Source organism: Anaeromyxobacter sp. SG17 (assembly GCF_022690695.1).
Classification (GTDB): domain Bacteria; phylum Myxococcota; class Myxococcia; order Myxococcales; family Anaeromyxobacteraceae; genus Anaeromyxobacter; species Anaeromyxobacter soli.
The window spans coordinates 57,135-68,990 of sequence record NZ_JALCYX010000012.1 but is presented as its reverse complement, the minus strand read 5'-3'; the positions used below and the strand labels follow the sequence as shown (position 1 = coordinate 68,990).

The window sequence follows — 11,856 nt, the reverse complement described above, 5'->3', positions numbered from 1 at the left end:
ACCTCACGAGGCCGCGCGCTCGCGGCCGGCCGCGTGCGCCTCGTCGTCCACCGCTCCGGACAGGGCGTCCGGGCGCTCGCCCGAGACGTGCCGCGCGAGCCCCAGCGTGTGGAAGACGCTGTCCAGGCTGCAGATGGCGAGCGCCGCGCTGTAGGAGATCGGGCCGAGCGTCGAGTTCTCCCAGAGCACCTTGCGCGACATCGCGTACGGGTCGCCGCCGCGCACGTTCTCGCGATCCTCCGTGGTGACCCCCGTCTCGAACCCCGACTCGGCGACCGCGTGCCGCACCGCCGGCGTGTAGTAGCCGTTCGGATAGGCGAAGTGGAGCGGCGGGCGCCCGAGCCGCTCCGCGATCATCTGGCTGCAGCCGGCGATCTCGCGGCGCGCCTCCTGGAGCGGCAGGTTCGAGAGCACCGCGTGGTTCACGGTGTGGCCGCCCACGTCCATCCCCGCGCCGCGCAGCTCCGCGAGCTCTTCCCAGGTCATCGCGCGCGTGTCGTCGGGGAGGTCCTGCTCGGCGAGGCCGGTCCGCGCCTCGAGGGCGCCCGCGATCGCCACCAGCCGATCGTGCGGGAGCCGCGCGATGAGCCGGTCGAGGGTCGCGGCCGGCCCGGGCTCCGCGCAGGCGGTGAGCAAGGACTGCAGCGGCCCCGGCAGCCCTGCCCGCTCCACCGGGATCCCGCGCCGCGCGATCTCGGTGAGCGAGGCGTAGAGGCGGTCGTGCGGGAAACGCTTCGCCGTGCCGGTGTAGCCGGTCGCGACGAAGAAGGTGGCCGGGACCTTGAGCGCGGCGAGGACCGGCATCGCCACGTGGTGGTTGTCGGCGTAGCCGTCGTCGAAGGTGACGACGAACGCGTCGCGGCGGCGCGTGCCGGGCGGCTCGCCCAGGATCCGGCGCGCGTCGGAGAGCGACACGATCTCGCGGGTGCGCGCGATGTCCTCGATCTGGCGCTGCAGGGTCTGCGCGGAGATGAACATCGAGGCGATCGACTCGCGGGCGCTCGCCTCGAAGTCCAGGGTGGCGCGGTGGTACGAGAGGATGACCACGCGGGTCCCGCCGGCCTGCCGCCGCTGCCACGTCCGCACCGCGCGGTGGACCCCCGCCGCGAGGAAGGTCCCCGCCGCCGCGACCTTCACCGCCCGCCTCAGGATCCACTTCGGGCTGTTGTCCGCACGCTCCGGCATCTTCCGCCTCTCTTCTTCACCTTCGACCTCGCCGCCGCGCGGCGCGGCCCCACCCCCGCCGTACCGCCAGTCAGCCGCCGCGCGCGCCCGCCAGCGCGCTCGCCTCGAGCGATCGCCTCGCGCGCCTGAGCGCCCCCCACACCCGCTCCGGCGCGACGGACCTCGCGATCCCGCGCGCCGCCCGGAACGCCTCCTCCGCGGCGACGGCGGTCCCGGCGCGCAGCGACGGCGCCTGCAGGCGGACGCTGCACGTCTCGCGGCGATCCCAGGCCCAGTCCATCTTGTAGGCCTCGGTGCCGCGCAGGAAGTCGTAGTCGGTGAGGCCGCGCGCGTAGGCGTCCGCGACCGTCCGCCCGACGAGCACGACGCCGGGGCTCCGGGCCGACCAGGCGGGGTCGTAGCCGGACTGGTAGTAGAAGAAGCGGCGGCCCACCTCGAGGCCGTAGACCGCGGCGATCGCGTCGCGCCCCACGAACAGGCGGTACATGCGCAGCCAGCCGCGCGCGGCGAGGAGCGGCGCCACCTCGCGGTGGAACTCCTCGACGGGCCCGGGCGGGATGCCGGAGGAGCCGCCCTCGACCTCCCAGCGCAGCCGGTGCAGCCGCAGGAAGTCGTCCATGGCGGCGGTCGCCTCGTCCGCGGCAGCGACCTCGATCCGGAAGCCCGCCTGCTTCTCGAGCCAGCGGACCCGCCGCGCGTACGTCTCGCGCCGGCGGATCCTGGAGAGGTGCTGCTCGAAGGTGCCGCGCACGACGAACCCGGGACAGACGAAGCCGCGCTCCACCTGCGCCCGCACTCCGCGCGGCGCCATGGCAGCGCGCAGGGCGGCGACGGTCGGCGAGCCGCAGGGGAGGTCCTCGAGGCAGAGGACGTCCCACGCCGCGGCCCCCGCCGCGAGCGCCCGCGCGATCGCCTCGCGCGCGGCGGCCGCGTGCTCGGGCCGGGCGAGCACGTCGAGGCCGTCCGCGCCGGTGAGGCCGTTGCCGAGGAGGCTGAAGCGCCGCTCCCCCACGAGCCCCGGGCGCGCCGAGAGCACGAGGAGCCCGGCGAGCCGCGCGTCGCGGTCGCGCGCCTCCAGGATCCAGATCGGCCGGCGCGCGGCGAAGCAGCGGTGGAAGGTGTGGAGCCACTCCCAGGAGAGGAACGGCGACGGCGCCTGGGCGGCGTCGAAGAGCGCGCGCCACTCCTCCTTCAGGACCGCGAGGCGCGCGGGGTCGCGGTGCTCGACGACGGTGAGGCCGGCGGCGCGCTCCCCGGCGGGCGCTGGGCTGGTGGGCGTCACTCGAGCGCCTCCCTCACGCAGCGGGCGAGGTATGCCATGTCGTCGGGCTGCAGGTCCTGATGCACGGGGAGCTCGAGCACGCGCCGCCGGAGCATCGCGACGTCCGGGAACGGCTCCTCGGGGCAGAGCGGGTGCCCGGTGCGCCAGAAGTCCACCGTCTCGACGCCGCGCGCGGCGAGCCGCGCGGCCACGGCTGCCTTGTCGTCGCAGAGGAGCGGGTAGAAGAGCGGGCTCGCGCCGGCGGGCAGCTCCGGGAAGATCGGCACCACCCGGTCGCGCAGCCGGCCGAGGAGGAGGAAGTAGTTGCGCCGCCGCGCCGCGACGATGGCCTCGGCGTCGAGCCGCCGGGCGATGAGCTCGGAGAGGGAGCTCATGCCGAGATCGACCGTCGCGAGGTCGAACGTCATGGTGCCGGTGGAGACCGGGTGGACTCCGGTCGCGCCGCGCACGTACGAGTACGCCCGCCGCGCCGCGCCGCGGAGCGCCTCGCCCGCGTCCCCGAGCCGGAACGCGGCGTTCTGGAGGAGCGAGCCGGTCGCGTGGGAGAGCGTGGACGCGAGCGGCGCCGCCTCCGGCTGCGGGACCTCGCCGCGCACGGACGGGTCGTTCACGACGAGCGCGCCGCCGTTCGGCACCGGGAGCGTCTTGTAGAAGCAGAAGATCCCGAGCGCGCCCACCGACCCGAGCGGCCGGGTCCCCTCGGCGGCGAGGAGCGACAGCGCGCAGTCCTCCACCACCGGCAGCCCGTGCCGCCGCGCGATCGCCGTCACCTCGTCCATCGGCTGCGCGAAGCCGGCGTAGTGGATGACGTAGAGGGCGCGGGTGCGGGGGCCGATCTTGGCCTCGAGGTCCTCGAGGTCGAGGCGCATGCGAGCGTCCACCCGCACGAAGCGCGGGAACGCGCCGGCCGCGGCGAGCGCCCCCACCTCCACGCCGTGGTGGTAGGCCGGCACGAGCACCTCGTGGCCCGTGAGCCCGAGCAGCCGCGCGCCGTGGTAGACCGCGTTCCGCGCCAGGTAGAAGTGGGTCGTGCGCCGCGCCCCGAACGGGAAGGCGGGCGGCCGGGAGGCGGCCAGGGGAGAGAGCATCCTCGGCCAGAGCGTGGGCAGGGCCGGGATGTAGCGCCTGCGCGCCTCGCGCGCGGTCGGCCAGGTCCGCGCCGCCACCGCCCGACTCATCGCCACCACGAGAGCGCCTCCTTCACGGCCGGGCGGACCCGGTGCTTCAACGTGTGCATGGCCCTGCCGGCGAAGGAGGGGCGATACACGTAGAGCCAGTCATGGGGAGCGTGGGCCGGAGCCCAGTCGCGCTTCCACTCCATGTCGGGGCCGAGGAAGTCGAAGCGCGAGAGGCCGCGCGCCTCGCACTCGGCGAGCACCTCCCGCTGGAGGAGCTGCCCGGGCGAGACCTGGCCGAGGCGCTCGTCGTACGCCGTCTTCGGGAGGTAATAGACGCCGCGGTGCACCACGCCGAGGTGCACCGCGATGGCGCGGCCGTCGAGGGTGAGCGCGCGCACCGCGAGCGCCCCGCGCTGGGCGGCGTCCCGCGCGATGCGCGCGTAGAACTGCACGAGGGGCTGCGCGAGCGCGATGGCGGTGCCGCCCTGCCCCTTCCACCCGCTCGCCTCGAGCGCGAAGAACTCCGCGAGCGCCACGTCGAGCCCCTCGGCGCCGTCCACGCGCGTGAGCGCGACCGCGCCCAGCTCGCCGAGCCGCCTCGCGCGCCGGCGCAGGTTCGCGCGGAACTTCGCGCTCGTGCGCTCCTCGGCGCCCTTCTCGGACAGCTCGACGTAGGGCGTGCGCAGCGACTCCCAGCGCCCGGCGAGGTGACGGTCCGCGCGCGCGGCCGCCTCCAGCAGCACCGAGGTCGGCCCCTCGCGCGGGACGTCCCGCAGCACGAGCACGTCCCAGCGGATCCGGTCGCGCAGGTGGCCCCACAGCGCCGCGACCGCGCCGGGGGCGTCCTCCCCGAGGACCCACTCCACCCGGCAGGAGTGGTCGTTCGCAGGGGCGACGAGCCGCGTCACGCCGCGCTCGCGCTGCAAGAGGAGCGGGGCCATCCCGGCGGCCCGGCCGGCGCGGGTGCGCGCGACGAGCACCCGCAGCGGGGCGTCCGGCGCGAAGGCGTCGAGCCAGGCGGAGATCCACTCGTGACGGGCGAACGGGACGTCCACCGGGCCGCGCGCGAGCAGCCCGTTCCACTCGTCCCGGAGCGCGTCGAAGGCGGCGCGCCCCTGCAGCTCCTCGACGCGGTAGCGCGAGCCGGCGGGCTCGTGGGCGGGCGCGAGGAGGGTCTCGGCGGTCTGGACCAAGGTGTCGTCCCCTCCTCAGCGGACCCGCGCGATCGCGAGCAGCGCGCGCGCGAGCTTCCGGGGGTCGTGGCGCCCGCGCTCTCCCTCGGCGAGCAAGTCGGTCACGACCGGGACCGCGCCCGCGGCGTCGATCGCCGCACGTTCGACCCGCACCGGGACCGCACCCTCCCCGGCGTAGGCCGCCACCACGTCCTCGGGCAGCGGGGGCCGCTGCGCGAGCGCCACGTCCACCACGTCCCCGAGGTGGCGCTGCACGGCGCGGACGTGATCGGCGGCGTCGAAGCCGTCGGTCTCGCCGGCCTCCGTGAAGAGGTTCACGACCAGGACGCGCGTCGCGCCCGTCGTCCGCAGCGCCTCCGGGATGCCCGGCACGAGGAGCCCGGCGAGCACGCTGGAGTAGAGGCTGCCCGGCCCCAGCACCACCAGGTCCGCGCCGAGGATCGCCTCGATCGCCTGGCTCGAGGCCTGGGCCGCGCCGGCGAGCCGCAGCTCCGCCACGCGGCCGCGCGCCGCCGCGATGGCGGTCTCGCCGCGCACGATCCGGCCATCGTCCAGCTCCGCGACGAGCTCGACCGGCGTCGCCGTGGCGGGGACCACCCGACCGCGGACGCCCAGCATCCCGGCCGCGGCCTCCACCGCCTGGCCGAAGTCGCCGAGCCGCTGCGCGAGCGCGGTGAGGACGAGGTTGCCGATGGTGTGACCGGCGAGCTCGCCGCCCCCCTCGAAGCGGTGCTGGAACACCGACGCGAGCGGCGCTCCCGCCGCGAGCGCCACGAGGCAGTTGCGGACGTCGCCCGGCGCGGGCACGCCGTAGCGCCGCCTGAGCTCGCCGGAGCTCCCCCCGTCGTCCGCGGTCGTGACCACGGCGGTCAGCTCCACCGCGGGCTCCTCGTCCGGCTCTCCGTCGCCGGCGGCGAGCCCCTCGAGGACCCGGGGCAGCCCGGTCCCGCCGCCCACCGCCACGACGTGCACGGATCGCGCGTCGGGTGCGCGCACCGGCCGGGGGACGAGCTCCTCGAGCACCATCACTTCGCCCCCTTCCCGAGGAGCACCACCTTCGCGGTGGCGAGGAGGCAGACGAGGTCGAGGAACAGGGAGGCGTTCTTGATGTAGTAGAGGTCGTACTCGAGCTTGCGGGCCTGTTCCTCCATCGTGGAGCCGTACCCGTACTTGAGCTGCGCCCACCCGGTGAGGCCCGGCTTCACGAGCTCGCGCAGCGTGAAGAGCGGGTAGCGCACCTTCAGCTCGGAGAGGAACACCGGCCGCTCCGGGCGCGGGCCGACGAGGCTCATGTCGCCGCGGAGCACGTTCCAGAGCTGCGGCAGCTCGTCGAGCCGCGCGCGCCGCAGGAAGCGGCCCAGCGGCAGCACGCGGGGATCCTGCTCGGTCGCCCACACCGCGCCGTGCTGCTCGGCGTCGCGGCGCATGGTGCGGAACTTCCACACGCGGTACGGCGTGCCGCTGCGTCCGGTGCGCTCCTGCGAGTAGAAGATCGGGCGGCCGTCGGAGAGCCAGATCGCGATCGCGGTGGCGACCATGATCGGCGCCGCCCCGGCGAGCATCACGAGCGACACGGCGAGGTCGAGCGCCCGCTTGACGGTGCGCGTGCCGCGCGAGACGCGGAAGCCGTCGTCGAAGATGAGCGAGCTGGGACGCACGAGCGACAGCGGGATGCGCTGCAGCGTCGCCTCGGCGAAGCCCACGTCGTCCACCACCCGGCGACCGCGCGTGCGGAGCGTCAGGAGGTCGTCGATGGGCAGGCCCTCCCGCCGGTCCTCCATGGCGACCACCACGATCTGGACGCGCTCCCGGCGCGCGACCTCGCCGAGCGAGCCCTCCAGGATCGCGTCCGCCGGGACCGCGGCCGGGGCGAGCGACCGCTGGGGCCTCACGAAGCCGACCGCCCGGTAGAGCCCGTCCGCCTCGCGCTCCATCGCGCGCGCGAGGTCGCGGGCCCGCGCGCCGGTCCCGAGGAAGACGACCCGGGTCGGCGAGCCGACGACGGCCGGCATGAGGACGCGGGCGGCGATGACGCCGAAGGCGCCGCCCGCGGCGGCGAGCACGAGCGAGCGGTGCAGCATCCACCCGGGCAGGAAGAGGTCGAGCGCGATGTCGGCGAGGGCGATGGCGATCGCGGCCACGCCGATCGCCCGCAGGAGGCGCCGCCCGTCCGCGCGATCGCGCACCGCCGCGTGGAGGTCGTAGAGGTCGCCGAGGTAGAGCGCGCCCGCGAAGAACACGGAGGCGAGCGCGGCGCGGAGCACCGCCGGGTACATCGGCGGCCCTCCCACGGAGCTCGTCGCCTGGGCGGCGACCGGCCCGAGGGACGCGCCCGCGAGCAGCGCCAGCACGAGGACCGTCTCCTCGGCGAAGAAGTACGCCGCCTTGCGCGGCGAGAACCAATGGTTGAAGACCCGGACCAAGTCCCCTCCCCGTCCAACCCCGACCGCCGTGCCCGGCGCGCGCTCCCGCGCACGGGCCAGGACCCGAGCCACCGTCTCCGGCCACGACCGTGCGTCGTGGCCACCCCCCTCCCACGCCCCCTCCGCGCCGCCGCTGGCGGCGCGGGAGGGCGCCCGTCCTTACCCCGCGCGGCGGCCGGCGATGGCCGGCGCCGCCTCCCCGGGTCCGCCGTACAGCCAGCGCCCGTGCGCCACGGACTCCGGGTCGACGTCGTTCAGCACCACGCCCGCGGCCCGGTCGCCGAGCGACTCGAGCGCGAGCCGCACGACCTGGCGCGGCGTCGCCCCGGCGCGCACGACGAGCACGGCCGCGTCGGCCGCCCCCGCGAGCCGCTCGCCGTCCGCGAAGGCGAGCGCCGGGGGCGCGTCGAGGACGACGAGGTCGTACGCCGCCCGCAGCTGCTCCACGAGCGCCGCGGTGCGCGGGTGGCGGATCGCCGCCACCGGGTCACGCACCTCGCCCGCGCACAGCACCGACAGCATGCCGACGCGCACGATGGCCTGGGACAGCTCGGCGGTGCCGTCGAGCACCTCGGCGACGCCTGCGCGCGGCGCGAGCCCGAACAGGCTCGCCACCGACGGCCGGCGGAGGTCCGCGTCGACGAGGACCACGGCGCGCCCCTCCTGCGCGGCGGTGAGCGCCAGGTTGGCTGCGGTGGTGGTGCGGCCCTCGCCGCGGCTCGCGCTCGTCACGGCGACGACGCGCATGGCGCGGCGCGCCGCGAGGCGGGCGAGCCGCTGGTAGAGCACGCGGTACTGGTCCGCCGCGGGCGAGTCCGGCGCGGCCAGGGCCACGAGCTTCTTCTCGGGCGCGGCGGCGGGGTGGGTGGCCTGAAGGGTGTCGGCAGGGATCATCGGTCCATTCCTCCGATCGATTACGCGCAAGTCAGGAAGCCCGCCCGATGCGAGGGATCGCCGCGAGCACGGGGATGCCCAGCGTCGCCGCGTCCTCGGGTCCACGCATCGACGCATCGAGCCACTCGGCGATCCCCGCCGCCCCGAGCCCCATCGCGATCGCGGCGAGCACCGCGATCCACAGGAGCTTGGGCCGGTCGGGGGCGGCCGGCAGCCGGGGCGTGACCGGCGTCTCCACCATCCGGAACATGGTCGGCTGGTCCGCCGCGAGGAGCTGCTCGGCGGCCGCCGAGTCGGCGCGCCGCGAGAGCGTCGAGGCGTACTTGGCGCGCATCACCTCGTACTCCCGGGACAGGTTCGCGAGCGCCTGGCCCCAGCGCGGCGCCGCCTCGATCCGCTTCTGGTAGGTGGTCATCTCCTTGCGGAGGGAGGCGATCTGCTCCTCGTGCGCGCGCACCTCGTCGTCGATGCGCGCGAGGTGAGCCTGCACGCGCTCCTTCTGGAACTTCTCGAACGCGCCGTCGCGCTGGGAGAGCGCCTCCTGGAACTCGCGCCGAGCGCGCTTCACGTCGGGGTGATCCGGCCCGTAGGCCGCCTCGGCCGCGTTGAGGCGCCGCAGCGCGGCGTCCAGGCCGGCCTCGGCGAGACCCGGACCGCTCGGGCCCTCCGGGATGGACGAGAGCACGTCGCCGCGGCGCCGCTGCGCGTCGGCGATCGCGCCGAGCCGCATCTCGATCTGGCTCTGCGCGCGCCCGACCGCGCGGGCGTTGTCCTCGAGCAGCTCGGGCAGCTCGGCGGTGTGGTCCACCTTGAAGGCGAGGAGCTTCTTCTCCTGCGTCGAGAGCTCCTTGCCCATGTCGTCGACCTGGCGATCGAGGGTCTCGCGGAGGCTGCGCGCCTGGGCCTCGAGGACCTGACGCGTGAGCTCGCCGTAGTACTTCGGCAGGAGCTCAGCGGCCCGGGCGACCTTCTCCGGATCCCTGCCGCGCACCTCGACCACGAAGAGCAGCGCGGGCGCGCCGGCGGGGACCTCGCCCTCGAGCCGGACCTCCACGTTCCGCCGCATCTTGCGGAGCGCCTCGTCCATGTCGTCGCGGAGATCGGGGAAGAAGTCGGTCTCCTTGATCACCCGCTCGAGCACCGGGCGGGCCAGGATGCCGTGCTTGATGGTCCGCATCCGATCCTCGAACGGCGTGCCGTTCTGGGCCGGGAAGAAGTCGAGCCCCAGCCGCCGCGGCTCGATCTGGACCACCGATTGGGCGGAGTACTCCGAGGGGACGCCGAGCGCGAGCGCAACCCCGACGACGAGCACCGCGCCTGCGACGACCAGCGCGAGGAGCCGGCGACGCCGCAGCGCCGCGAGGAGATCCTGCAGGGTGTAGGTCCGTTCCATTCGTCCTTCCTCTTCGTCACCGTTCCGGCAGGGTCCAGCCGAGCCGGAGTCCGAACGTCGTTCGCCGCAGCGCGGCCGACGAATCGTCGAGCCGCGCGAAATGTGTCGCTGCCAGCGCCAAGCGCACCCCTCCCCCGACGAGGAGTGCCGCCTCGCCGTAGGTCACGTAGCCGGTCACCGCGTCCCCGCCGCTCGGGGCCCGGCCGGAGCGCCAGATGCCGCCGTCACCGCGGAGCTCGAAGCGCCGCGCGAACCTGCGCGCGAGCCCGAGCTCGACCGAGTCGACGAGGCCAGGGCTCGCGGTGTTGCCGAGGCCCAGCCCGTGGGCGAGCTGCGCACGCCCCTCCCAGTCGCGGGAGACGCCGACGAGCTCGACGCTGCCCTCGGGGACGACGACCGCGTTGCCGCTCTTCAGCCACAGGGCGGGCCCCGCCGAGCCGTTCACGGTCAGCTGCCGGCTGAGCTCGTACCGCGCGCGCGCCCTGAGCGCGTGCGCGAAGGCCCAGTCGGTGGCGTCCCGCTCGAAGCCCTGGAACAGCGAGGCCAGGTAGCCGGCCCCGAACGAGAGGCGCCGGCCGTACCGGTACAGCGCCTCCACGCCGGGCTGGTGCATCGCGCCGCCCGTGCGGTCGTCGAAGCGGACCGTGTCCTCCGTGAGCAGGGCGGCCACGTCCACGCGCTCGGAGGCGCGGTACTCGGCCCTGCCCCGGCCGTGGAGGATGAGCGCGGAGTCGCGCCCCGTGCGGAAGACGCCCATCTGCGCGAGCCCCACCGGGTCGAACGCGTACGCGCCCCGGAAGTCCGCGTGGAGCGTGAGGCGCCGCGTGGTTCGCGCGTCGAGCACGAGCGACCCGCGGTGGTTCCAGCTCCCTCCGGGCTGCATGCGCTCGTACGTGAGGAAGTCCACGCCGTAGAGCGTGCGGAGCTCCCAGGTGTGATCGCGGAAGCGGAGCCCCACGTCCGGGGACACCCGGCCGACGCGGTCGCTGCCCGAGCCGTCGTAGAGCACGTTCGAGTCGTAGCCGCCCTCGAGGGTGAGGCGGGCGATGGGATCCACGACCGTGCTCGCCGCCGCCCGCGCCGCAGCGCAGAGAGACACGGCGCAGAGCGCCGCCCTCCCGAAGCGCCCCGGCGCTCCCATCGCCCACCTCTTCCTCGGCCCTCTCATGGTCGGCACCGTCCCGCTACGGCACGTAGAGGACGTCGCCGCCCCTGAGCCAGAGCGCACCCTCCGCCTCCCCCTTCACCAGCTCGTCGAACGAGAGCTTCACTCGATCGGTCTTCCCGTTCGCTCCCTGGCGGAGCCAGCTCACCTCGCCGCGGGCGAACTCGGTGCGCCCGCCGGCGAGCGCGATCGCCTGCACCACCGACATGGGACCGCGCAGCGGGAACCCGCCAGGGCGCGTCACCTCGCCGAGCACGTACACCCGCGGTCCGTTGATCTCCCGGACCAGCACGGCCACGGCCGCGTCCTTGATGTACGGGCCGAGCGCCTTCGTGAGGCCCTGCTGCAGCTCCCCCGGCGTCTTGCCTGCCGCGTCCATCTCCCCCGCGAGCGGAAGCGAGATCTTGCCGTCCGGCCGGACGGGCACGACCCGCGTCAGCTCTGGCTCGTGCCAGACGACGACCTCGAGCACGTCCTCGCGCCCGATGCGGTACTCGCCCACTTCGGGCCGGGGATCCGGCCGCTGCGAGGCCCCCGACGAAGCGCACCCCGTCGCGGCGAGGAGAATGCCGGCCACCACTGCCCTCTTCGAGAACGCCATCCAATTCCTCCCGGGACTCCCCGTCCCGAAACGACTCCCTCGCATCGAGCACACCTCGTGCCACGACGCGTCGTTCACCCCGAGCGAACTCCACGCCACGCGTCGCCGCTCCTCCAGCGCACGTCGTCCACGCGATCCGGCGTGCGGCCACGAACGCGACGCGCGAGCGAGCGGCTGCCGCCGAGAGCGGGTTCCGGTGCGACGCTGAGGAACTTTTTTCCCTCGCGTGGGAACGGACGTGCCTGCGTTGCCGCGGCGACGAGGCGGGATGACGTTCTCCCTGGACGCGGCAGGATGGACCGGCAGTCGGCGCCGGTATGGAGGGCGGGAAGGCATGCTGAGGGCGGCGGCGTGGACGCTGGGCCTGTTCGGGGTCGGCACTTCGGTCGTTGGACTGTTTCCGGAATCGGCATGGGTCGAGCCGATCGTGCTGCTCGCGCTCGGGATCGCGTTCCTGTACGTGAGCGCGCGCACCGGCTTCCGCGAGCGCCGCTCGCGCGGCGAGCTCGCCCCCAAGCAGGCTGCGGCCTGAGCTTTCCGGCGGGAGGGGCGCATCGGATCTCCGGGGGGGGACCAGGGCGCGGCGCGGCTCCTCGCGGGGC

11 protein-coding genes are annotated in these 11,856 nt (G+C 75.1%); 1 reads left to right on the top strand and 10 read right to left on the bottom strand.

Features of this window, described 5'->3' with window-relative positions; all coding sequences use genetic code 11:
- Window positions 1-3: 3 nt before the first annotated feature.
- The 10 genes from MNY60_RS07400 to MNY60_RS07355 all read right to left on the bottom strand — a co-directional run bounded on the left by MNY60_RS07400 (window position 4) and on the right by MNY60_RS07355 (window position 11,254).
- Entirely contained in the window at window positions 4-1,185 is a 1,182-nt protein-coding gene (locus tag MNY60_RS07400) for a polysaccharide deacetylase family protein (RefSeq protein ID WP_242335842.1), read from the bottom strand.
- A 70-nt stretch (window positions 1,186-1,255) separates the two neighbouring features.
- A complete protein-coding gene (locus tag MNY60_RS24190) occupies window positions 1,256-2,467 on the bottom strand; it encodes a GNAT family N-acetyltransferase (RefSeq protein WP_242360295.1) in 1,212 nt (403 codons plus the stop codon).
- Window positions 2,464-3,645: a DegT/DnrJ/EryC1/StrS family aminotransferase gene (locus MNY60_RS07390; protein WP_242353678.1), complete on the bottom strand. Its 1,182-nt coding sequence runs from the start codon at window positions 3,643-3,645 to the stop codon at window positions 2,464-2,466. The genes MNY60_RS24190 and MNY60_RS07390 overlap by 4 nt, the downstream gene beginning before the upstream one ends.
- Window positions 3,642-4,778, bottom strand: a complete 1,137-nt coding sequence (locus MNY60_RS07385) for a GNAT family N-acetyltransferase (protein WP_242353658.1) — start codon at window positions 4,776-4,778, stop codon at window positions 3,642-3,644. The genes MNY60_RS07390 and MNY60_RS07385 overlap by 4 nt, the downstream gene beginning before the upstream one ends.
- A 15-nt stretch (window positions 4,779-4,793) precedes the next feature.
- Window positions 4,794-5,804, bottom strand: coding sequence for a gluconeogenesis factor YvcK family protein (yvcK, locus tag MNY60_RS07380; RefSeq protein ID WP_242353656.1), 1,011 nt, complete (start codon window positions 5,802-5,804; stop codon window positions 4,794-4,796).
- On the bottom strand, window positions 5,804-7,201 hold the full coding sequence (locus tag MNY60_RS07375) for an exopolysaccharide biosynthesis polyprenyl glycosylphosphotransferase (protein ID WP_242360294.1): 1,398 nt from the start codon (window positions 7,199-7,201) through the stop codon (window positions 5,804-5,806). Before MNY60_RS07375 ends, yvcK begins: the two co-directional genes overlap by 1 nt.
- A gap of 159 nt (window positions 7,202-7,360) precedes the next feature.
- A complete protein-coding gene (locus tag MNY60_RS07370) occupies window positions 7,361-8,095 on the bottom strand; it encodes a CpsD/CapB family tyrosine-protein kinase (protein WP_242335826.1) in 735 nt (244 codons plus the stop codon).
- A 31-nt stretch (window positions 8,096-8,126) separates the two neighbouring features.
- Window positions 8,127-9,488: a lipopolysaccharide biosynthesis protein gene (locus MNY60_RS07365; protein WP_242360293.1), complete on the bottom strand. Its 1,362-nt coding sequence runs from the start codon at window positions 9,486-9,488 to the stop codon at window positions 8,127-8,129.
- A gap of 16 nt (window positions 9,489-9,504) precedes the next feature.
- A complete protein-coding gene (locus tag MNY60_RS07360) occupies window positions 9,505-10,629 on the bottom strand; it encodes a hypothetical protein (RefSeq protein ID WP_242360292.1) in 1,125 nt (374 codons plus the stop codon).
- Window positions 10,630-10,672: 43 nt separating this feature from the next.
- Window positions 10,673-11,254: a polysaccharide biosynthesis/export family protein gene (locus MNY60_RS07355; protein ID WP_242335817.1), complete on the bottom strand. Its 582-nt coding sequence runs from the start codon at window positions 11,252-11,254 to the stop codon at window positions 10,673-10,675.
- A 268-nt stretch (window positions 11,255-11,522) separates the two neighbouring features.
- Between MNY60_RS07355 and MNY60_RS07350 the strand changes: the two genes are divergently transcribed.
- The gene (locus MNY60_RS07350) at window positions 11,523-11,786 is read left to right on the top strand and encodes a hypothetical protein (RefSeq protein ID WP_242335814.1); all 264 of its coding nucleotides are present in this window, start codon (window positions 11,523-11,525) and stop codon (window positions 11,784-11,786) included.
- Window positions 11,787-11,856: the final 70 nt, after the last annotated feature.

What these genes read in the sequence shown, in the direction of transcription:
- MNY60_RS07400 (WP_242335842.1), bottom strand. Translation starts at nt 1,185, where the DNA reads ATGCCGGAGCGTGCGGACAACAGCCCGAAGTGGATCCTGAGGCGGGCG.
- MNY60_RS07390 (WP_242353678.1), bottom strand. Translation starts at nt 3,645, where the DNA reads ATGAGTCGGGCGGTGGCGGCGCGGACCTGGCCGACCGCGCGCGAGGCG.
- yvcK (WP_242353656.1), bottom strand. Translation starts at nt 5,804, where the DNA reads ATGGTGCTCGAGGAGCTCGTCCCCCGGCCGGTGCGCGCACCCGACGCG.
- MNY60_RS07370 (WP_242335826.1), bottom strand. Translation starts at nt 8,095, where the DNA reads ATGATCCCTGCCGACACCCTTCAGGCCACCCACCCCGCCGCCGCGCCC.
- MNY60_RS07365 (WP_242360293.1), bottom strand. Translation starts at nt 9,488, where the DNA reads ATGGAACGGACCTACACCCTGCAGGATCTCCTCGCGGCGCTGCGGCGT.
- MNY60_RS07360 (WP_242360292.1), bottom strand. Translation starts at nt 10,629, where the DNA reads ATGGGAGCGCCGGGGCGCTTCGGGAGGGCGGCGCTCTGCGCCGTGTCT.
- MNY60_RS07355 (WP_242335817.1), bottom strand. Translation starts at nt 11,254, where the DNA reads ATGGCGTTCTCGAAGAGGGCAGTGGTGGCCGGCATTCTCCTCGCCGCG.
- MNY60_RS07350 (WP_242335814.1), top strand. Translation starts at nt 11,523, where the DNA reads ATGACGTTCTCCCTGGACGCGGCAGGATGGACCGGCAGTCGGCGCCGG.